Raw genomic sequence first — 20,945 nt, 5'->3', positions numbered from 1 at the left:
TGCGTAACGCGGCCCGATTGGCAATCTCCGCGGGATTTACTCCGCGGCTTCGATGAAGCGGTGGCGTTCGTAAAGGAATTTGAGCACGGCCTCGCGGCATTTGAGATATGTCCGGTCGGAGGCGAGCTCGATGCGGTTGCGGGGGCGTGGCATGGTGACGTCGAGCACTTCGCCGATGCGAGCCGCCGGGCCGTTGGTCATCATCACGATGCGGTCGGAGAGCAGCACCGCTTCATCGACATCATGGGTGATCATCACCATCGTGTTGCCGAGCCGGCTATGGATCTCCATCACCGCATCCTGAAGATGGGCGCGGGTCAATGCGTCGAGTGCCCCGAACGGCTCGTCGAGCAGCAGGATCTTCGGCTCCATTGAAAGCGCGCGGGCAATGCCGACGCGCTGCTTCATGCCGCCGGATATCTCCGCGGGCCGCTTGTCCCTGGCATGGGCCATCTGCACGAGGTCGAGATTGGCCATCACCCAGTCATGTCGCTCGGCCTTGGTCTTCGTTCGGCTGAAGACCTTGGAGACGGCGAGATTCACGTTCTCATAGACCGTCAGCCAGGGCAGGAGCGAATGGTTCTGAAAAACGACGGCGCGTTCCGGGCCCGGCTCGTTGACCTCTTGATTTTCCAGAAGCACGGCGCCTGCCGAAACCGGAGTCAAGCCGGCAATGAGATTGAGCAGGGTGGACTTGCCGCAACCGGAATGGCCGATGATCGAGACGAATTCGCCCTGAGAAATCGTCAGGTTGATGTCCTTCAGGACTTCGGCGCGCACGCCGCCGCGATCGAAATGCTTGTCGATATGATCGAGCTTGAGATAGGCGTTCATCGGTATGGTCCTCAGTTGGCCATGGCGCCGCGGGTGACGAGTTTGCCGAGCGCGGCCACCAGCTTGTCGAGAGCAAAACCGACGATGCCGATATAGGCGAGCGCGACGATGATGTCGGGAAGGCGCGAGGAGTTCCACGCATCCCAGATAAAGAAGCCGATGCCGACGCCGCCGGTCAGCATTTCGGCCGCGACGATGGCGAGCCAGGAAAGGCCGACGCCGATCCTGAGGCCGGTGAAGATGTAAGGGGCCGCCGACGGCAGCATGATCTTCCAGAAGAATTCGAGCTGGTTGAGCCGCAGCACCTTGGCGACGTTGCGATAATCCTGCGGAATATTGCGGACGCCGACGGCGGTGTTGATGATGACAGGCCAGATCGAGGTGATGAAGATGACGAAGATCGCCGAAGGGCTGGAATCCTGAAATGCGGCGAGCGACAGCGGCAGCCAAGCGAGCGGCGGCACCGTGCGCAGCACCTGGAAGATCGGATCGAGGCCGCGCATGGCCCAGACCGATTGACCGATGATCGCCCCGATGATGACGCCGGTGACTGCGGCAAGGCCGAAGCCATAAGCCACGCGCTGCAGCGAGACCAGCACCCGCCAGCCGAGCCCGATATCCTGGGAGCCGTAGTTGAAGAACGGATAGGCGATGAGGTCGTAGCTATCCTGCCAGACCTGGTGCGGCGAAGGCAGAGAGGCGTCCGCCGATGAACAGAGCGCCTGCCAGAGGAGGAGGACGAGAGCCAGCACGACGGCCGGCGGAACGACATTGTGAAGTGCGGTCAGCGCCGCGCGGCGAAAATCGATCCGCGATGCTTGCTTGCCGGAGAATGACAGAACCTTCGCCGCCGGCTTTGCAGAGGCGACGATCGAGGGATTTTCTTTATTTGCCAGGGCGGACATCAGCGCGCTCCTCACGGGAATGGAAGGCCGGCGCGCCGTTCGCGCGCCGGAGGCGGGATCAGGAGACGGCCTTGATCGAAAGGCTCTCCAGGTAGGCGGAGGGATTTTCAGGATCGAAGACCTTGCCGTCGAAGAAGGTTTCCTTGCCGCGGGACGACGATGCGGGAATGTCGGCAGCAGCGATGCCGAGATCCTTGGCAGCCTCGCGCCAGATATCCTCGCGGTTCACCTGGTTGACCAGCGCCTTCACATCGGTCGTCGCCGGCAGGTTCCCCCAACGGATGTTTTCCGTCATGAACCAGGCATCGTGGCTCTTGAACGGGTAGGAGGCGCCGTCCTTCCAAAACTTCATGTAGAGATCGGTCGCCTTGACCTCGCGGCCATTGCCATAATTGATATCGCCCTTCAGGCGGCCGAGCACATCCTTGGTCGGAACGTTGAACCATTGACGCTTGCCGAGAATCTCCGCCATCTCCGCCTTGTTGTCCATGCTGTCGCACCATTGCTGCGCTTCCATGACGGCCATCAGCAGGGCCTTGGCGGCATTCGGGTTCTTTTCGATCCATTCGGCGCGGAGCCCCAGCGCCTTTTCGGGATGGCCCTTCCAGAGCTCGCCGGTGGTGGCTGCCGTGAAGCCGATGCCCTGGTTGACGAGTTGCTCGTTCCAAGGCTCGCCCACACAGAAAACGTCCATGTTGCCGACCTTCATGTTGGCCACCATCTGCGGCGGCGGCACGACGATGGTCGAAACGTCCTTGTTCGGGTCGATGCCGCCGGCGGCAAGCCAGTAGCGGATCCAGAGGTCGTGGGTGCCGCCCGGGAAGGTCATGGCGGCCTTGATCTCCTTGCCTTCGGTCTTCTTCTTTTCGAAGGCTGCCTTCAGCTTCGAGGCATCGAGCTGGACGCCGGTTTCGGCATATTCCTTGGCGACGGAGATGCCCTGGCTGTCGAGATTGAGCCGGGCAAGGACTGCCATCGGCACCGGCTTGTTGTTCTGCGTCACCTTGCCGGTGTGCATGAGATAGGGGAGCGGCGAGAGGATGTGAGCGCCGTCGATACCGTTGGCTGCGCCGCCCAGCACCAGATTGTCTCTCGTCGCACCCCAGGACGCCTGTTTGGCGACATCCGTTTCCGGAAGTCCATATTTTTCGAACAGGCCTTTTTCCTTGGCGATAATCAGCGGCGCGGAATCCGTGAGCGCGATGAAGCCGAGCTTGATGCCGTTCACTTCAGGGCCTGCCCCGGCCGCAAAGGCGCCGGAGGGAAAGGCGGTCTTGACGGCGCCGATGAGGGCGGCCGCTGCAGTCGTCTTGAGCATGCTCCGGCGGGTGATGCCGGTTGCCGATATCGCAGTCGTCGAAATCTTCTTCATCTGCAGGTTCCCCTCTGCTTGGTGAATTCGGACGCAAAAAAACGCCGCCGGAATGCGTCCACGGGATGAGTGCATCCCGGATGGCAATCCTTGCGACGTCGATGTCTAACGTAAGCGCTTATGTCGCGCCCATCTGCAGCGGTCGCCGTTGACCGATGCACATTGAAGGCCTGCAATCGGTGTGCCAAGTCCAAAGCGACGGCAGTAACTTCATGAGCTGAAAGGCAAAAATAGGTCAGTTCGAGCTTGCTTATTTCCTGGGCAGTCTGAATATGTGATTAGTATTTGTGCTGTTACCAGGGCGGTGGCATTCGCAAGAGCGTTATATTTGTGCATCGCACTGGCCGTTTATCGGCTGACTGATTGGCCAACAGGGTCTTTGGCCTTCGCTCGATTAGCACTCTTTAAGATATTCAATGCGACACTCGGGCGAACGTAACAGCGAGATTGCCTTGAGCAGCAAACGATCCAGAACGAATGTCGAACTTGAAAATCTGCTTCGCCAGCTTGGCTTGGCTCTTGAGGCATCCAGGATTGGCATCTGGCAACACAATATCGCAAAAAATCAGACGCGCTGGGACGAGCAGCTCAAGCTGATCTATGGCGTTCCGAAAGCGCCGCTTGATGTTATCTGGCTGGACAGCGTCCACCCCGATGATCTGGCGGCGACCAATGAAATATTTCTGCGGGCGATCGAAACCAGATCGGATTACGCATCGGAATTTCGCATTGTTCGACCAGACGGAGCGATCCGCTATCTGCGTTCGCGCGCTCGCTATTTCGTCGATGTGGCCGGCGACCCCTGCTTTGTCGGCGCCGAATGGGATGTGACCGACGACGTCCTGCTCAACAAGGAACTGGAGAGGAGCCGCGCGGAAGCTCGGTTCGCGGCCGATCACGATCACCTCACCGGTCTCTTGAACCGGCGTAGTTTCGATTTCGCCCTGTCCGAGCTTGCCAGGCAGGAGGGCGTCAAGGTTGCGCTTCTCCATATAGACGTGGACCATTTCAAGGAGATCAATGATCGCTTCGGGCATGCGGTCGGCGACCTCGTTCTGTGTCATGTCAGCGAGATTCTTCTGGAGGCCATTTCCGCAGATGACGTCGCAGCGCGCCTCGGCGGCGATGAGTTCGCAGTCATCGTCACTGAAGACGAGCCCGACAGGACGAGGGCGGTGCTCGATCATATTCAGCGACGCCTGGAAAGCCCGCTTCCTGGTGTCGACCAGGCACTCAGCGTGCAGTGTTCCATTGGCGTTGCCAGCGCCATGAGCGGAGACTTTGCCAAGCTGCTCTCCCAGTCGGACCTGGCTTTGTACCACGCCAAGCGGAATGGCCGGAATCGCGCCGAGATTTTTACCGACGAGATGGCTTCGAGGCTGGCGAACGAAAGGCAGCTCGTCCAGGATCTGCGATCCGGATTGGCGCTCGGCCAGATCCGTCCTTTTTACCAGGTGCAGGTCGACGCCAGGTCTTTCCGGGTAAACGGCGTCGAAGCTCTGGCGAGATGGCACCATCCGACGAGAGGAATTCTCGCTCCGGCGCATTTCCTGCCTCTCGCCTCGTCGAACGGATTGGTCGCAGAGCTTGACGATGTCATCCTGAGAGCCGTCCTATTGGATATGAGATCCTCGGCCTCGCTGCTCGAGCGCGTTCGGCTGTCGATCAACCTCTCCGCCGAGCGTCTCGATGATCCCGAATTGACAACGAAACTCGGCGGCTATGACATCCCGCCCGGCCGATTGAGCTTCGAGCTGATAGAGACGATATTCCTGGACAGCCTGAGCGATCGGGTGCGCCAGAACATCCAGGCCATCAAGTCCTTCGGTATCGACATTGAGATCGACGATCTCGGATCGGGGCATGCCTCCTTGCTGGGCCTGCTCGAGCTCAGACCGGACCGCGTCAAGATCGATCGCCAGCTTGTGATGCCGATCCTGCAATCCGTTCCCAGCCGCCGGCTTGTCAGTTCGCTGGTCGACATAGCGCGCGCGCTTGACATGGAGGTGATTGCGGAAGGCGTGGAAACCTTCGAGCATGCCAAAGTGCTCGCCGATCTTGGCGTCCACACTCTCCAGGGTTATGCTTTTGGACGGCCGCAGTCGTTTGCCGAACTGGCAGGGCGATTGGCGCAGGAAGCATTGGAGTTCGGGCAAGCCAACTCTATCCGGTTAGCCTGACAGAGCCTCGAAGTGATCAGTGACTCCGTTGGAGTGATCGGCCCGACACCGCAACTGCTTCAGGGAAGCAATTCGAGGATCAGTGTCGTCTACGCGTCTGGAGACGCGGGCTGCAAGACTGGAGAGCGATTCAGGCCGACGCCTGCTCATCGCTTATTTTTGGTGCGCGTCGCCAGGACATTGCGGATCGAGAAGCTGGAGTGAATCCTGAGGACGCCTGGCAAGGCCGACAATATTTCCTTGTGGATCCGTTCGAACTCGCCGGCATTGGCGACTTCCACGCGCAGCAGATAGTCGGATCCACCCGTCATCAGGAAACATTCGCGGATTTCCGGATGGCGGCGGACGGCCGCCTCAAAACGGTCGAGATAGTCCTCCGTCTGCCGTTCGAGAGTGATGTTGATGATGACGGCAATCATCGCATCCGCATTGCTCGTATCGAGAAGCGCCGTATAGCCGCGGATCACGCCCGTCTTTTCCATGATCTTGATGCGTCTGAGGCAAGCAGACGGCGACAGGCCGACCTCGACGGCAAGCTTGGCATTGCTCATCCGGGCGTCGAGGCGCAGGAGCCTGAGGATGTTGCGATCTGTGGTGTCAAGGGCGGGCATGATCGATTATTCCAAATTTTCACCGATCATGCGCATAAGATGCAATCGATGCAATAATCAATGACAAATTGACCTGCAATATCGTTTATTCTTTCATACACTGCAGGGAAACAAGAGGGTGAACATGGACAGCGATATTTTGGTTTCGCATGCACATACTGCCGCGACCATGCAGGGGGCTACAGGCTACCTGACGGTCGATCTTGCTGCGCTCGGCCGCAATTATCGCAAGCTGGTGTCGATGCTGGCGCCGGTTCGTGCGGGCGCCGTCGTCAAGGCCGATGCCTATGGACTCGGCGCGGAACGGGTGGCGAAAACGCTCTACGGCAAAGATTGCCGGCATTTCTTCGTTGCTCAATTCGTCGAGGCGGCGAGGCTCCGGCCGGTGCTTGCGCAGGACGCCCAGATTTTCGTGCTGAACGGCCTGCAGCCGGGTAATGAAATTGCCTGCGCCGAAATGAATATTGTCCCTGTTCTGAATTCGCTTGCCCAGTGGCAGCAATGGTCGGCGGCGGCGCGCGCGCTGAAGCGCTGCCTGCCGGCCGTCCTGCAATTCGACACCGGCATGTCGCGGCTGGGCTTTCCCCCGGAGGAAAGGGCGGATCTGGCGACAGCCCTTCGCAATGGCACCAATATCGAAGTCCTGTTCATCATGAGCCATCTGGCTTCGGCCGATGAGACCGATGGCGAGCAGAATGGCGACCAGCTGGCAGAAATGTCCTGCATCGCCGACGAATTTCCAGGCTTCGACATCTCCTTCGCCAATTCCGGCGGCGTCTTCCTCGGCGAAGCCTATCATGGCGTGCTCGCCCGGCCGGGCATCGCGCTTTATGGCGGCGCTGCGAGCGCCGGCGCGCCGAACCTGATGGAGCCGGTCGTCAGCCTCGATGTCGCCGTCGTGCAGACGCGGACCGTATCACCGGGCACGAAGGTTGGTTACGGCGGCGCGCATGTCGCGCAACGGGAAATGTGTCTTGCCACCATTGCCGCCGGCTATGCCGACGGCCTGCCGCGCTGCCTCAGCGACCGCGGCGCCGTCTATTACAAGGGCACGCGCCTGCCGATCGTCGGCCGCGTTTCGATGGACAGCATCACGGTGGATATATCGGCGCTGCCCGAAGGCGCGCTGACGCTCGGCAGTCTTGTCGAGGTGCTCGGGCAGCATCAGACGCTTGAGGATATTGCGCGCGATGCCGACACCATATCTTATGAAATCCTGACCGGTCTCGGCGATCGGTATCACAGGCAATATCGCTGAGAGCCGGCTGGCTTCATTCTTGGGGACATCATGAAAGTCATCGTTCTGGGTGCCGGCATCGTCGGCGTCACATCCGCCTATCAGCTGGCCAAGGCAGGCCATGAGGTTACCGTCGTCGACCGGCAATCGGGGCCGGCGCTGGAGACGAGCTTTGCCAATGCCGGCGAAGTCTCCTTCGGCTATTGCTCGCCATGGGCGGCACCCGGCATTCCGATGAAGGCAATGAAATGGCTGTTCATGAAACATGCGCCGCTCATCCTGCGCCCGAAATTGGACATGGCCATGCTCTCATGGATGGCGAGGATGCTGTCGAACTGCAGCTCCGAGCGCTACGCGATCAACAAAAGCCGCATGCTGCGCCTTGCCGATTACAGCCGCATTGCGCTCGCCGAGCTTCGCGCAGAAACCGGCATCACCTATGACGAACGCATGCAGGGAACCCTGCAGCTGTTCCGCACGCAGCAGCAGCTCGATGCTTCGGCCAAGGACGTCAAGGCGCTGGCCGCCGACGGCATTCCCTATGAACTGCTGGACCGCGACGGCTGCATTCGCGTCGAACCGGCGCTCAGGCACGTACGCGACAAGATCGTCGGCGGGTTGCTGACGCCCAAGGACGAAACCGGCGACTGCTTCAAGTTCACCAATGCGCTCGCCGCCAAAGCCGAGGCGCTCGGTGTGCGTTTCGCCTATGGGACGACGATCAAGGCGCTGGATGTCGAGGGAGGCCGCGTGCGCGGGATTGTCACCGCTCCTGATCCCGTTCGGGACCGCGAGCGGATCAGTGCCGAGGCTGTGGTGGTCGCGCTGGGCAGTTACTCGCCGCTGCTGCTGAAGCCCTTTGGTATCCGCCTGCCGGTCTATCCGGTCAAAGGCTACTCGCTCACCATCCCGATTAACGATGCGTCACGCGCGCCGGAATCGACCGTGATGGACGAAACCTACAAGATCGCGATCACTCGGCTCGGCGACCGCATCCGCGTCGGCGGCATGGCCGAAATATCAGGCTATACCAATGATCTCGGTCTCGCTCGCCGCAGCACGCTCGAACATTCCGTCACCGACCTCTTCCCCGGCGGTGATGTTTCCAGGGCTTCCTTCTGGTCCGGCCTCCGCCCGATGACGCCGGACGGCACGCCGGTCATCGGCCCGACCAAGGTCGCCGGCCTGTTCCTCAATACCGGTCACGGCACGCTCGGCTGGACCATGAGCACCGGTTCGGCCCGGCTGATCGGCGATCTCGTCAGCAACCGTTCGCCCGAAATCGACGCCAAGGACCTGGCAATCAGCCGATACGGCTGACGCGAAATGGACGACAGGAGGAATGAACGATATGGTACAAATTGCCTGTCACTCGCGGGCATCACCGTAGGAGGTCACGAATGTCCGTTAGCCCCGATCGGCATGCACCAGGCAGCGTGGTCCAATCGTCGGCCGTATCGAATGTGTCGTTTCGGGCAACGGTGCAGAACGGAACCGACGCGGATGAGCTCGCGGAAGCACTGTCGACGCCGACATCCACAATAAGGGTCTCGACCGAAGGCACGATGCCCATCGCGTATCGCTGCAATTTCATCTCGATGGAAGATGTAAGCGTGGCCGATTGCTCTTATGAAGGCTCGATTTCCAGCAGGCGAGACGGGGTCGCTGATAGATTGGCTGTGTTCCTGCCGACGCAGGGGATGATGTTGTTCGGCGGCAAGCGGGAGCCGATATATTCGCTACCCGGTCGCGGGGTGATCCTGGAACAGGGCGCCGTCAAGGGAACAAGGATCATCGGCCCCCGCCGTCATTTCTGCCTTTTCATCGATCGCGCCAAGATCGCCGCGCAGCTCACCCATATGTGCGAGCGGACGATCAGCGGCGATATCGGCTTCCATACCGACATCGATCTGACGGCCGGTCCGGGATTCCTCCTGCAGCAACTCGTCTCGAACCTCCACAGCGGTCTCACTGGCAACGGCTTGCTGCAGCGCTCACCACTGGCCGTAAAATCGCTCTGCGATGCGGCGGTTTACCTGCTTCTGGAGACATGTCCCCATCACTATTCGGAGGAGTTGGCGCGTGCCGCTCCGCTCCCGGCCCCGCGCCATGTGAAATGGGCCATGGATTTCATGCAGGAACACATCGCCGCACCGATCTCCCTCAGCGAAATCGCCGTGGCGGCCAAGGTAAGCGTTCGGACTTTGCAGCAGGGCTTCCGTCAGTTCAGGAACACCACTCCAATCGCCTATCTGCATGAAATCAGAATGATTGCCGCCCATCGCGAGCTGCTGGAATCAGACGGAACCCAGGCCATCGCCGAAATCGCGCTGAGATGGGGGTTCACCCATCTCGGGCGATTTGCAGCCGACTACAGGAAGCGCTTCGGCCAGTTGCCGTCGCAGACCGCAAAGCGCTAGGGCGCCGACGCGCTAACCACGGCCGGGATTCATCCCGCGCGACGGCAAGCGCTTCCTCGGTCAAGCCAGGGTCGTTCGTCAGAGGGACGAATTCCCTGGTGTAGAGGACCTCTGTGCCCTCGGCGATTATCCGCATCTGCCTTTCGATCGTCTCGCTGATCTCGGAGCAGAAGCTGCGGGCATCGCCGAGAATGCGGGCGACGCCGGGAAGCGCATTGCGCGTGCCGTCGGTGATCAGTTCGGTAACCGAGACGACGCCGATATCGGCCGGGTCGAGTCGCCTGGAGACGATGGTCTGCAGGTTGGTCACCACCAGCCGGCCATTTGAACAAGCGCGTTCAGCCATCGCCTCTCGATGCCTTCGATCGCAAGATTCTCGCCGTTCTCCAGCGGGACAATATGACCCCGCAGCGCACGACCGGCGATGCGGTGAACCTGTCCGCGCCCGCCGTTCAGCGCCGGATCAAGCGGATGCGGGAGGAAGGGGTGATCCGGGCGGACGTCTCGGTCGTCGCGCCGGAGGCAGTCGGGCAGTCCATCACGATCTTCGTCGAGGTGGAGGTGATCAGGGAAACCGCGATCAGATCGAGCGGGCGAAGACGGAGTTCGCAGCCGCGCCGGAAATCCAGCAATGCTATTACGTCACCGGCGAAGCCGATTTCATTCTTGTCATCGTCGTGCTGTCGATGGCCGATTACGAGGCGCTCACCCGGCGGCTCTTCTTCGGCAACAACAACGTCAAGCGCTTCCGCACCTTTGTTGCGATGGACCGGGTCAAAGTCGGGCTTGGCGTGCCCCTGGAGTAAGCCGATGCGGTGGCCGGTTCGCCACCGCATCGGCAGGAAGCGGTGGGATTATGCCGCGCGCTTCAGTGCATCGCCGATCGTCGAGACGATCGTGTCGATCTGGTCTTTCTCGACGATCAGCGGTGGAGAAAGCGCGATGATATCGCCGGTCACACGGATCAGCAGGCCCTTCTTGAAGCAATCGACGAAGACGTCGTAGGCGCGGGTTCCCGGTGCCCCGTCACGCGGAGCGAGTTCCACTGCGCCGACCAGTCCGAGATTGCGGATGTCGACGACACTGGGCAGGCCCTTCAGCGAATGGAGAGCGTCCTGCCAATATTCGGCCAAGTCGGATGCACGCGTCAGCAGCCCTTCTTCCTCGTAGATTTCGAGGGTTGCGAGTCCCGCGGCGCAAGCGACCGGATGGCCGGAATAGGTATAGCCGTGGAAGAGTTCGATCGCATTGTCAGGTCCGATCATCAGCCCGTCATGGACTTTACGGCTGGCAAAGACCGCGCCCATCGGGATCGCGCCGTTGGTCAGGCCCTTTGCCGTGGTGACCAGGTCAGGCACGACGCCGAAGTAATCCACCGCGAAAGGCGTGCCGAGACGGCCGAAGCCGGTGATGACCTCGTCGAAGATCAGCAGGATGCCGTGCTTGTCGGCGGTCGCGCGCAGCTTCTCCAGATAACCCTTCGGCGGCAGGATAACGCCTGCCGATCCCGCCATCGGCTCGACGATGACAGCGGCGATGGTTTCGGCACCGTGCAACTGCACCAGGCGTTCGAGATCGTCGGCCAGTTCCACGCCATGGGCGGGAAGCCCCTTCGAAAACGCGTTGCGCTCGACGTCGAGCGTGTGGCGCATGTGGTCGGCCGGTATCTGCGGGAAGACCCGCCGATTATTGACGAGACCGCCAACGGAAATGCCGCCGAAGCCGACGCCGTGATAGCCCTTCTCGCGACCGATGATGCGCGTGCGTGTGCCCTGGCCGATCGCGCGCTGATAGGCGATGGCGATCTTCAGAGCCGTATCGACCGATTCCGAGCCCGAGCCGGTGAAAAAGACCCGGTCGAGATTGGCGTCAGCCCCGCCCGGCGCGGTTGCCGCGAGCTTCGCGGCGAAATCGAAGGCGATCGGATGCCCCATCTGGAAGGTCGGGGCATAGTCGAGGGTGGCAAGCTGCCGCTCGACCGCCTGGGCGATCTTCTTGCGGCCGTGGCCGGCGTTGCAGCACCAGAGCCCGGCCGTGCCGTCCAGCACCCGGTTTCCATCGACGTCGGTGTAATAAATTCCTTCCGCAGTGGCCAAAAGCCGTGGCGTGGCCTTGAACTGCCGGTTCGCCGTGAATGGCATCCAGAAATTTTCGAGTACGGGCGCGTTCGTCTTGTTCAGCTGATCCATTCTGGCCTCCTTGGGATGGACCGAGAATGATGATTTCTCCTTTACGAACAAGTCCTTTTCTGTGTCCGCGCAAGCTGTTGAAATATATTGGTTCATCTGGCATATTTTAGCTATTCTGGACAACGCAAACGGACCGCATCATGTCAGTCGACATCGGCAGCCGCCTTCGCCATCTCCGCATCGCCCACAAGCTTTCCCAGCGTGAGCTCGCCAAACGCACCGGTGTGCCGAACTCGACGATCTCGCTGATCGAATCGAACGCCTCCAATCCCTCGGTTGGAGCCCTGAAGCGAATTCTCGACGGCATCCCGATCGGGCTGGCGGAATTCTTCGCCTTCGAACCCGAACGTCCAAAAAAGGCTTTCTACGCGGCCGAGGAACTGGTGGAGATCGGCAAGGGTGCCATTTCCTACAAGCAGGTTGGCGAAACCTTGTTCGGGCGCAGCCTGCAGATGCTCAAGGAGTGCTACCAGCCGGGCGCCGACACCGGAAAAATTCCTCTTGTCCACGAGGGAGAGGAGGGCGGGATCGTGCTCTCGGGAAGGCTCGAGGTCACGGTCGACGACGAACGGCGCGTGCTGGGGCCTGGTGACGCCTACTATTTCGAAAGCCGGCGCCCACACCGGTTCCGCTGCGTCGGGCCGGTGGCCTGCGAAGTCATCAGCGCCTGCACGCCGCCTACTTTTTAGTTTCTGCCCTCGATGCGAGCGAGCACGCCGTCGAGCGCTTCGGTCAGCGCCGCGATGCCGCCCTTTTTCTCGAAGTCGGACAGAACCTGCTCGTTCAGCCCGCCCCTGGTTGCGAATTCGCGGCTCAGTGTGCTGAAGGGCTCAGCGCCCGGGCCGCTCGCCTTTTGCGCCAGGCTTGCGAAGAGCGGGGCAATGTAGGCGTGGCCTTTCGCCCTTTCGAGGCCGCTCCTTTCCAGCCAGCCGGCAACCGTTTCCATGATCCCAAAATAGGTCGACATCATCGAACTTGCGGCTGCGAGTAGATCGTATTGCTTCCTCGACTGGCATTGGACGGCGGCACCGAGCGTGTCGAACAGCGCTGCGACCGTATTATCAGGCGGGTAGATGGCGGTCACGCCTTGGCGAGCTGCGACGAAGGGCAGGGGGATCGCCTGCACGAGATGCACGTCGGCGCCGATCCAGTCGATGAGAGCCTGGCGCTCCGTCGCCGCGACGACGCTGACGACTGTCTGCCCGGCCCTGAACGACAGTTCCCGCACGACCTCCTCGGCGATCTGCGGTCGTATCGCCAGGAACACCGTGTCGCTGCGATCGACGACGTCCTGGTTGTCCTTGGCGATCCTCACGGCGGCGAATTCGCCTGCCAGCGTTTCCGCAATGTGGGCGCTTCGCGGAGAGACGTGAATCTGCGAGGCATAGGCCGGCTCAGCGAGGAGCCCGCGAACCATCGCCTCGGTGATGACGCCGGTTCCGACGAATCCGATGCTGTTGACCTGGTAATGTCCTTCGAGCCCGTTCCGCGAATTCGCTTCATTTTCGGTTCTTTGAGACACTTAAGTCCCTTTCTCTCGACCTGGTATCCATTGCGCCAGAAAAACAGCTTGCAGGCAAATTTAATTTTTTCACGTGATCTTGTCGACGCTGCCCCCGACCGGCGGATGGAACCAGCGCATCGCCCAAGAAAGGACGGCCCGATTAAAGGTGGCAGACGATGACGATCCCTACCCTGAAGGCTCTGCTCAAGAGGATATCTGGGATTGAATAGCACGACGTATAGTCGCGAGATCCGCTTTCGTTTCGGGTGTCATTTGTTTACAAGCGGAAGCTGTAAAGATTCGGCCGAACGGAGGCATCGCTCTTGCATATCCTGCGTCGCGCGCTGTTGGGGTCCCTATGGGCCATGGTTGGCTGGAAACCTTCTTTCGCTATCGACACCAGTCCGGAGACAATCGCCCAGGAGGAGGCGTCGTCGGTGACACCCCGGCATGTCCTCTGTTTTCTCGGGAGAGATCGCGACCTCAGCCGCTTGTCCGAAGCGGCGGCCAACGCGATCCGTGATTTCGCCACCGGCTTCAGCGTCGATGAGGATTATTCGCAGGCGGAGCCGGATGACCGAATGAGCCGGTCATTCGATGTCTGCTGGGATCGGGTCGAACCCGATGCCTGGAACGAGACGGACGAGAAAGCCGTCGCCGATCATCAATCCGTCCTCTATGTCCTCGGGCCGAGCATGACGCAGGCAGACACCATCAAGGTGTCGATGACGGCTCTGCGTCTCGTCGAGCAGCTGATTGACGCGGGAGCGGTTGCCGTCAAGGGCGAAAGCGCCGGTATCGCACATGGGCTCGATCGATGGAGAGTACTGATCGGCCAAGGCGCCGAAGCGCAGAAAGCCGGCGATCCGCTCGCCCAGCAGCGCGTCGGCCGCCTGGCCTTTGCCAAGAGGCCGCTCTCGGCGCGCGGTTATCTGGAAAGCGTCGGCTTCCATCTCGTGGGGCTGCCGGAGGTCTATGTGCCGGAGACGGCCGGTAGCGAAAGGCAGGTCGTTGCCATCATGGATGCAGTTGCCGGGGAGATCGGCAAGCAGGGTCTCGATGCGACGCTCAAGGCACGGGGCGCAAGCCTCTCCTTCGATTCCACCTATGACGTGGATGAGTTCAAGTTCAATCCCTACGGCATCGTCAAGCTCGCCGGGTGAGCCGGCTCGATCTCGCGGTTATCGGCCTGCGACAGGGCGAAGCGCTGGATCGCCGTTGCAGTGACGCGCTCATATGAAAGTCATTCAATCGTTCTGCTGTTCCAATGTCTTGACAAGCTCTCCATAATGGCGCGCTGATCCCGCATTCTTCTCGGCCCCAAATTTGGCGCTGACCAGCCGCGCCGCCTCGGTCGCGATACGAAAGGCGTCTATCCTATCCTGCGGATCGGGATCGGCTTGCCCGCCGATGTCGCCATGAAAACGGCCGGCCCTGTATCCATTCCCGAGATGGATGCCCCCGACCTCGGGAATCCCGTCCTTCATCTTGCCTAAGAAGGCAGGTCAAGCCGGCGAGCAATGCATCATTGTCGACGTGACGGCAAGCGACCGGGAATCTCATAATCCACCGATCACGAACATACAGTCTAGTTGTAACTGATCGTGTCGCTGACTCTCGGGCGATTGAAGAAATGGTGGTCGAAGCTGTAGCCGTTCTGCCCGGTGAAGTTCGAGAAAAATGCCGATACCGGTGTCGTCAAGGTGTATTGCACCCGCGTCAGCACCACCTGGACGCCTGTCTCCTGGATCTTCGCCGGTATGTCGATCGCGCTTGCCGTCCCGGAAGCAAGCGACGCGGTGTTGAACGCGGCGGACCAGTTGACCGTCGCTTTGCCGCCGTTGTCGACGTCATTGACCGTGACCGTGATTGTCAGCCCGGTGGTCTCATAGGGCTGCAGGATGAAGCTCGCGCCGGAAAGAAGCTTGGTGACGTCGGTCTTCGTCCAGGTGCTCTGCTGCGCGATCATGTCGCCTGTGCTGGAGGCGATCTCGTCTATTTTGCGGCTGACGGTGAGGGCATGGCCGAGATCGACGGTGCCGAACAGCAGCACGATCAGGATCGGCAGCACCAATGCGAATTCCACGCCCGAAGCGGCCGTGCGGTCGCATGCGAGGCGGCCGGTGCAGGATCGGGCGAGACCGAGAAGGATGAGGTTCCGTTTCGTGATCATGTCAGAAAGGTTCATTGCGAAACAGAGCGGAGGATCCGAGGAGATAGCGGCCGTCCGAAAGCTTGGCGCTCGACAGGCTGAAGAAGTTGACGGTGGCCTCCCAGGGCAGGAATGCCTGCACGAGGATGTAGTCGCTGCCCTTGCCGATATCATAGGTCTGGGTGACGGCGAGATTTCCGCTGTCGTCGATCGGATCGGCGCGGGTGGCGGAGGACAGGTCGGAAAGCACGCTGACCTTGACGACGAGGCCGCTCGAGCAACTGAAGGACAGAAGCATGTCGTCGCAAATCTTGCTCTTGAAAGTGGCCAGTGTGATCTTCGATGACGCCACCTCGCCGGTGCGGATCATCCGGGAGATTTTATGAACGGAAGCGTCCAGCGAGGAGTTGACGAAGAACATCAGCGACACTTCGATAATGCCGAAGATCATGATGAAGAGCGGCAGGGCCAGGATCGCAAATTCGATCGCAGCCACCCCCTTGCGATCGCCGAGCAGGCGGCGAAGCAATGCAAAGCGGTTTCTTGCGGTCATTGGGTCAGCCGGACGGAAGAGAGATATTGAGTGAAGAGCGTCGACAGGCCCGCCGTGATTTCCGTCGACGATGATGCCGATATGAACAGGCTCTTCGACGATGCGCAGTCGGCAAGCGCGTAGGGAATATAATCGCGTCTCGTAATGCTGGTCGACACGCCGCTGTCCATGGTGCCGCCCCAGGTGTTCTTCCAGTTGGCGCTCGCCATGGTCGAGCCGACGGTTGCGTTATAGCCCCAGTCCGAAGTGAGCGGCAGGTATTCGGTATAGAGCACGGCCATCGTATTGGATTGGTTCTTCAGATAGCCGCACCAGTCGGGATTAAGAGGCGCCACCTTGTTCCAGTAGGATCCGGAGATCGCCTTCCCGCTCTTCCAGACCACTCCGTTGGTCACCCATTCGCGTTTGGACTGGACACCGTCCGTCAGCAGCAGAACCAGTTTGAGCGGAGAGCTCGAGGAGGTTCCGTCCCCTCCGGCGCCGACTTTCTGTTTGAGCGTCGATAGCGAAACGTCGAAATAAGTGGCGGCCTTCGAGGTCGCGCTGGTGAGGCCGTAGCTGGCGTCCGCGAGGCGGGTCCGCGCCGTATCCGTGCTCAGCGTCGGTGCCAGAACCTCTGAAAGCGTATCCCCGAGGCTGTAAAGCCCGACCTTGATACGTTCATGATTCTCGTCGGATTCGTCGATCATGTCGAGCACTTCGCGTACGGCGTCGCCGGCGACATCGGCGCGCAGCTTTATTCCCTTTTCCTTGCTGTAGTCATAGTTGGTGGCGTATGTCTTTTTGCCGATAGTGTGCGCATCACCCGTGTGGCAGGCAAACTGGCATCCGATACCGGAATACATGGTCGACTGGCCGGACGTCGTCGCCGCCAGCAGCATCGACGGCGATGTGTCGATGACGATATAGACATTGAGATAGGACGTGGCGGGGCCCTTGACGGCGCTTGCCACGCTGACGGGAACGGTCTCGATGTTGGCGATCTTCATGAATGTCGTCGGAACGGTGCCGCTCGCCGTCGCCGTGATGTTGTGGTTCACGGTATCGATGTCGATATCAGCAAGCGTGTAGCTGTTGTCCACCTGCGCATGGAACCAGTCGGCAACCTTCTCCTTGAGAGCGTCGGTATCCTCGGTGTTGTTGATCTGCTTGACCGCGGCGATCAGGGCCGCGTCGAGATCGCTCTGCATCCTCTGCCGGACATTGTAGCTGCGAATATAGTCGAAGCTCGCGCCGACGGCGATGAGCATCGGCACGAGGCTGAGCGCGACGACGATGGCGACGTTACCGCCTCTGTCCCTTTCGAGACTGCGGAGGGCGCTCGTAATTCGAGCAAGCGCATATGAAAGAGCCGACTTCAAAACACACCGTGACGCAAGACAAAAAATAGCAAAAGCAAGATGTATCTGGAAAACTTGAGCGTTTGTTAATTTCTCCGTTCGCGATAGAAGATGCGTTGCCGGCTCGCTGTTTGCTGCGCTTATCGGATATGTTTGCGAATTGTGGATATCGCCGCGCTGTCGGCGCGCGGGGTGAGCCTTCTCGGCGCCGCTTCAGCAGGTCGCAGGCGTCTTTTGAGCTTCTGCGATGACATATTCCTGTTACAGCAGAGCCGTGCCCAAGGCGGAAATCATCGTGCTTCGGCGGCACCCTTCAGTTGGCGACTCCAGCCCCAACGAGAGGTGGCGTCGCGGGTAATCGCGCCCGTCACCTGCTGCGTCGAAGCAAACGCGTGCTGTTGTCGGAACTCACGATGTCTGACGAAGAACTGCGATGACGCGGTCGCCCATTGAGGCGCAACGGGCGCCGTCGAAGGGGAACAGGGCCGCAAATGCGCCCGAGAGCTGTTTCTCGATCGACTGGCGCATCGCCTTCCGCGCCCGATGCAGCCTGGTCTTGGCGGTTTCGGGTTTGATGCCAAGATAGGATGCGGCCTCCTCCGTGCTCATGCCCTCGACATCCCGCAGCACGAAGATGGCGCGAAATTCGTCGGGAAGGTCGTCGACGGCCTGTTCGAGAAGATGCCGCGCCTGGCTTCGCGAAAGCTCGCTTTCCGGGTCGGTCGCGGAGAGCGAGGAGGGGAACTGGAGGACTTCGCCGCCCCCCGATGTCGTCTGCATGTCGATTTCCTCAAGCCCGGCGGTGTTCTTTCGGCTGCGCACGCGGCCCAGCGCCTCGTTGAGCGCAATCCGCGTCAGCCATGTCGAAAGCTCGGACTCGCCGCGGAATGTCGCGAGATTGGTGAAGGCCTTGACATAGGCGGCCTGCACGACCTCTTCGGCTTCCCAATCGCTGCGGATAATGGCGCGCGCCGTGCGGAACAGGCGCTGATTGTACCGCTGGACGATGACGCGGATGGCGGGTTCGTCGCCCTGCCTCGCAAGGGGCACGAGTTCGACATCGGGGAGCGCTGATATATTCTGCCGGCGTCGCGCGACCGGAACCGCAATGGCTGTCATGCAAATCTCCGCATTGCTTTGGATCGGAGCCCGGCCTTACGGCCGGACGTCCAGTTCGCCCGTCATGGCGGGATGAAAGCGGCAATAGAAATCGACCGCTCCCGCCCGGTTGACCGTCATCCGCGCCTCCGATTTCGGCGGCAGGTCGACATCGAAGCTCTTGTCGCGAGCCGTCGCTGTATGCCGGAATATATCATCGTTTCGCCAGACGATCACATCGCCGACATGCAGCTCGTTAGGCGGCACCCCGAATTTCATGCCCGCGATCGTGACCTGATATTCCGCCGCTGAGGCGACCCCGCTGCTTGCCCAGAGCTGCGCCAACAACAGCGGCAGCAGTTTCATCAGCGATCCCATCGCGACCCTACTTGATCATCGAAGCGAGATGCTCGGCATGCGTCTGGTGTTGCTTGAACAGGGTCAGGCCCGTTTCCAGCAGCGATTTCAGCTCCTTGTTCTGAGCTGAGGGGATCAGCACCTTGGCAAGGGCATCGTTGACTGACTTGTGATAAGCGACTTCGTTTTCGACATAGGCCTTGTCGAAGGCTGCACCGTCGAGGGCGTCAAGCGTCTTCAGTTCCTTGCTCGCCTGGGTCGAGAGCGATTGGCTGATCTTGTTGTCCTCAGGCGTCACCTTCAGCTTTTTGACGAGGGCGAGCGCCTGGTCGTTGACGGCCTTGTGGTCCCGCTCCATGGTTTTGGCGAATTCGATAACCTCGGCATTCTTGCTCTTCTTCAACGCCTGCGCGGCGGCGGTGACATCGATCTGCCCCGCCGTATAGGCGATGTGGGCGATCTGAGGATCGGTCGGCTTGGCGTCGGCGGCGATCGAGGCGGTGCCGAGCGATGCCGCGATGAAGGTTGCGCCGAGAATTCGTTTGAACATGATCTGTCTCCTTTGTCGGATGGAAGCGAGCATTGGATGCAGATCGGTCGAAAAGGTTCCCGGAAATTTTCGAAGCGCTTCAGGCTTCGCCGATAAAACTTTGAAGCACGATCGCATGATTGTGAGCCTGGTCTTTCGCCGAATAGAGAAGCGTGGCGTCCGACCGCCCGATCAGGCGTTCGAGCTCCTCGACGGCTGATGAGTTCTTTTTGAGCTCGTCGCGGTAACGACGCTGAAATTCGCTCCATTTGGCCGGATCATGGCCGAACCATCGGCGCAGCCCCGGACTCGGCGCTATGTCCTTCAGCCAGACATCGACCGCCGCCACCTGCTTCTTCAAGCCGCGCGGCCACAGCCTGTCGACCAGAATACGCGTGCCATCCCTGTCTTCTTTCGGCTCGTAGATTCGTTTGATGTGCAGGGCCAATTTTTCATCCGCAATGAAGTAGGTAAGTCAGCGCGAGAGGGGCGCATCACCGCGCATCAAGCCCAGCGATTTCAGGTCCTCCCACAGTTCGCGAGGGATATGTCTGTTCCGCGCCCGGTCGTTGGACGCCACCTGATCGATCGACTGGCCGCCTGGGATGACGGAAACGACAGCCGGATGGAAGAGCGGAAAGTTGAGAGCCGCGTCCGAGAGAGCGACGTTGTATTTCAGGCAGACTTGTTCGATGCGCCGGACTTTATCGAGGATGTGTGACGGGGCGTCAGAGTAATTGTATTGCGCGCCGGCAATCGGGCCTGTCACCAGTATGCCGGAGTTATAGGGACCGCCGAGCACGATGCCGATATTGCGGGCGACGCACAGGGGAAGAAAGGATTCCAACGCCTCCTGCTCGAGCAGAGTATAGCGTCCGGCAAGCAGAAACAGGTCGAAGTCGCCACGCTCGGCAAGCGTCTGGCACATCTCCCACTCGTTTATTCCGCCACCGATGGCTTTCACCACTCCCTGATCGCGCAGCGAGGTCATGGCCTGATACCCACCGTTCATGAATTGCTCGAGATAATGGTCGCAGGCGGCCTGGTTGCCGTGATTGAAGACATCCAGATCGTGCACGAAGAGAATATCGAAGCAGTCGAGCCCGGTGCGCTCGAAAGAGGCTTCGAACGATCGCATGATGCCATCGTAGCTGTAGTCAAAAACCTCTCGGCGATTGGGCGTGTCGAAGAATTTACCGATGCCGGTCCGCTGTTCGGGTCGACAGACCTTGAGGAGCCTGCCGACTTTTGTCGAGACGACGAAGTCTTTACGCTGTTTCGTAGCGAGAAAGCGGCCAAGCCGCCTCTCGGCGAGGCCAAGCCCGTAGAGCGGCGCAGTGTCGAAGTAACGGATGCCGTGTTGCCAGGCCGCATCCAAGACTGCTGCCGCCTCTTCATCGGTTATCGCCCGATAAAGATTGCCGAGAGGCGCGGTGCCGAACCCGAGTTCGGTAAAGGTCAGCCCGCCGTCGCCCCTGCGGTCCCAATGTCGCGTCCTCATGTCAAGGCTCCGCATTCCATATTCGTTTGCTGCTCGTGGTCGACACTGCATTCTAACCAATAACGCTTCTGCGTGGAATCGAGACTGAAGTGAGAAACCTCGGTCTGCGGTGGTTCGGGCAATGGCGTCCCATCCGGCCGGATCCCGCAGAAGAGCGCGATAT

The 20,945-nt window shown here is 60.4% G+C and carries 20 protein-coding genes and 3 pseudogenes; 7 read left to right on the top strand and 16 right to left on the bottom strand.

What is annotated here, in order from left to right:
* Positions 1-36: 36 nt before the first annotated feature.
* Genes HJB91_RS26595 through HJB91_RS26585 form a run of 3 tightly spaced genes read right to left on the bottom strand, consistent with a single transcriptional unit; the run spans position 37 to position 3,111 of the window.
* Complete coding sequence (locus tag HJB91_RS26595; protein WP_085781813.1) at positions 37-834, bottom strand: ABC transporter ATP-binding protein; 798 nt, start codon at positions 832-834, stop codon at positions 37-39.
* An 11-nt stretch (positions 835-845) separates the two neighbouring features.
* The gene (gene ntrB, locus HJB91_RS26590; RefSeq protein WP_221156245.1) at positions 846-1,739 is read right to left on the bottom strand and encodes a nitrate ABC transporter permease; all 894 of its coding nucleotides are present in this window, start codon (positions 1,737-1,739) and stop codon (positions 846-848) included.
* Between the two features lie 58 nt (positions 1,740-1,797).
* A complete protein-coding gene (locus tag HJB91_RS26585; protein ID WP_097601190.1) occupies positions 1,798-3,111 on the bottom strand; it encodes a CmpA/NrtA family ABC transporter substrate-binding protein in 1,314 nt (437 codons plus the stop codon).
* A gap of 416 nt (positions 3,112-3,527) precedes the next feature.
* On the opposite strand from HJB91_RS26585, the gene HJB91_RS26580 reads away from it, so the two are divergent.
* Complete coding sequence (locus tag HJB91_RS26580; protein WP_221156243.1) at positions 3,528-5,291, top strand: bifunctional diguanylate cyclase/phosphodiesterase; 1,764 nt, start codon at positions 3,528-3,530, stop codon at positions 5,289-5,291.
* A gap of 146 nt (positions 5,292-5,437) precedes the next feature.
* Here the strand turns inward: HJB91_RS26580 and HJB91_RS26575 are convergent, their stop codons facing one another.
* Positions 5,438-5,902, bottom strand: a complete 465-nt coding sequence (locus HJB91_RS26575; protein WP_221156241.1) for an Lrp/AsnC family transcriptional regulator — start codon at positions 5,900-5,902, stop codon at positions 5,438-5,440.
* Between the two features lie 124 nt (positions 5,903-6,026).
* Here HJB91_RS26575 and alr point away from each other — a divergent pair, with 124 nt between their 5' ends.
* The 3 genes from alr to HJB91_RS26560 all read left to right on the top strand — a co-directional run bounded on the left by alr (position 6,027) and on the right by HJB91_RS26560 (position 9,559).
* Entirely contained in the window at positions 6,027-7,160 is a 1,134-nt protein-coding gene (alr, locus tag HJB91_RS26570) for an alanine racemase (RefSeq protein WP_221156239.1), read from the top strand.
* Between the two features lie 30 nt (positions 7,161-7,190).
* Positions 7,191-8,459 (top strand): D-amino acid dehydrogenase, encoded by a 1,269-nt coding sequence (locus tag HJB91_RS26565; protein ID WP_210632153.1) that lies wholly within the window; start codon positions 7,191-7,193, stop codon positions 8,457-8,459.
* 80 nt (positions 8,460-8,539) lie between these two features.
* Complete coding sequence (locus HJB91_RS26560) at positions 8,540-9,559, top strand: AraC family transcriptional regulator (protein WP_221156238.1); 1,020 nt, start codon at positions 8,540-8,542, stop codon at positions 9,557-9,559.
* Between the two features lie 31 nt (positions 9,560-9,590).
* Here HJB91_RS26560 and HJB91_RS26555 read toward each other — a convergent pair.
* A pseudogene (locus HJB91_RS26555) lies at positions 9,591-9,872 on the bottom strand (amidohydrolase); the annotation flags it as partial.
* Between the two features lie 86 nt (positions 9,873-9,958).
* Here HJB91_RS26555 and HJB91_RS26550 point away from each other — a divergent pair.
* Positions 9,959-10,365 (top strand): annotated as a pseudogene (locus HJB91_RS26550) (Lrp/AsnC family transcriptional regulator).
* A 48-nt stretch (positions 10,366-10,413) separates the two neighbouring features.
* Here the strand turns inward: HJB91_RS26550 and HJB91_RS26545 are convergent.
* Positions 10,414-11,748, bottom strand: coding sequence for an aspartate aminotransferase family protein (locus HJB91_RS26545; protein ID WP_221156236.1), 1,335 nt, complete (start codon positions 11,746-11,748; stop codon positions 10,414-10,416).
* A 140-nt stretch (positions 11,749-11,888) separates the two neighbouring features.
* Between HJB91_RS26545 and HJB91_RS26540 the strand changes: the two genes are divergently transcribed.
* Positions 11,889-12,437, top strand: coding sequence for a cupin domain-containing protein (locus HJB91_RS26540; RefSeq protein WP_210632156.1), 549 nt, complete (start codon positions 11,889-11,891; stop codon positions 12,435-12,437).
* Here the strand turns inward: HJB91_RS26540 and HJB91_RS26535 are convergent.
* Entirely contained in the window at positions 12,434-13,270 is an 837-nt protein-coding gene (locus HJB91_RS26535; protein WP_311044174.1) for a pyrroline-5-carboxylate reductase, read from the bottom strand. The two genes, HJB91_RS26540 and HJB91_RS26535, sit on opposite strands and share 4 nt — an antisense overlap.
* A gap of 305 nt (positions 13,271-13,575) precedes the next feature.
* Between HJB91_RS26535 and HJB91_RS26530 the strand changes: the two genes are divergently transcribed.
* Positions 13,576-14,415 carry a hypothetical protein gene (locus tag HJB91_RS26530; RefSeq protein WP_221156233.1) on the top strand — a complete coding sequence of 280 codons (840 nt, stop codon included), beginning with the start codon at positions 13,576-13,578 and terminating at the stop codon, positions 14,413-14,415.
* Positions 14,416-14,499: 84 nt separating this feature from the next.
* On the opposite strand, the pseudogene HJB91_RS26525 reads toward HJB91_RS26530, so the two are convergent.
* The 9 genes and pseudogenes from HJB91_RS26525 to HJB91_RS26485 form a co-directional block, all read right to left on the bottom strand.
* Positions 14,500-14,757: pseudogene (locus HJB91_RS26525) on the bottom strand (hypothetical protein); the annotation flags it as partial.
* An 83-nt stretch (positions 14,758-14,840) separates the two neighbouring features.
* Positions 14,841-15,425 carry a TadE/TadG family type IV pilus assembly protein gene (locus HJB91_RS26520; RefSeq protein ID WP_221156231.1) on the bottom strand — a complete coding sequence of 195 codons (585 nt, stop codon included), beginning with the start codon at positions 15,423-15,425 and terminating at the stop codon, positions 14,841-14,843.
* Position 15,426: 1 nt separating this feature from the next.
* Complete coding sequence (locus HJB91_RS26515) at positions 15,427-15,957, bottom strand: TadE/TadG family type IV pilus assembly protein (RefSeq protein WP_210632159.1); 531 nt, start codon at positions 15,955-15,957, stop codon at positions 15,427-15,429.
* The gene (locus HJB91_RS26510; RefSeq protein ID WP_210632160.1) at positions 15,954-17,318 is read right to left on the bottom strand and encodes a TadE/TadG family type IV pilus assembly protein; all 1,365 of its coding nucleotides are present in this window, start codon (positions 17,316-17,318) and stop codon (positions 15,954-15,956) included. The genes HJB91_RS26515 and HJB91_RS26510 overlap by 4 nt, the downstream gene beginning before the upstream one ends.
* 387 nt (positions 17,319-17,705) lie before the next feature.
* Positions 17,706-18,416 (bottom strand): RNA polymerase sigma factor, encoded by a 711-nt coding sequence (locus tag HJB91_RS26505; protein ID WP_210632161.1) that lies wholly within the window; start codon positions 18,414-18,416, stop codon positions 17,706-17,708.
* Positions 18,417-18,452: 36 nt separating this feature from the next.
* Positions 18,453-18,773 (bottom strand): cupredoxin family copper-binding protein, encoded by a 321-nt coding sequence (locus HJB91_RS26500; protein WP_210632162.1) that lies wholly within the window; start codon positions 18,771-18,773, stop codon positions 18,453-18,455.
* A 7-nt stretch (positions 18,774-18,780) separates the two neighbouring features.
* Positions 18,781-19,302 (bottom strand): DUF4142 domain-containing protein, encoded by a 522-nt coding sequence (locus HJB91_RS26495; protein WP_221147149.1) that lies wholly within the window; start codon positions 19,300-19,302, stop codon positions 18,781-18,783.
* A gap of 79 nt (positions 19,303-19,381) precedes the next feature.
* Positions 19,382-19,729, bottom strand: coding sequence for a DUF488 domain-containing protein (locus tag HJB91_RS26490; protein ID WP_221147150.1), 348 nt, complete (start codon positions 19,727-19,729; stop codon positions 19,382-19,384).
* A 27-nt stretch (positions 19,730-19,756) separates the two neighbouring features.
* Complete coding sequence (locus HJB91_RS26485) at positions 19,757-20,782, bottom strand: aldo/keto reductase (RefSeq protein ID WP_210632165.1); 1,026 nt, start codon at positions 20,780-20,782, stop codon at positions 19,757-19,759.
* Positions 20,783-20,945: the final 163 nt, after the last annotated feature.

Source organism: Rhizobium sp. NLR10b (assembly GCF_019685435.1).
Classification (GTDB): Bacteria; Pseudomonadota; Alphaproteobacteria; order Rhizobiales; family Rhizobiaceae; genus Rhizobium.
Note: the sequence above shows the minus strand (reverse complement) of the source record. Positions and strands in the feature narration are given on the sequence as shown.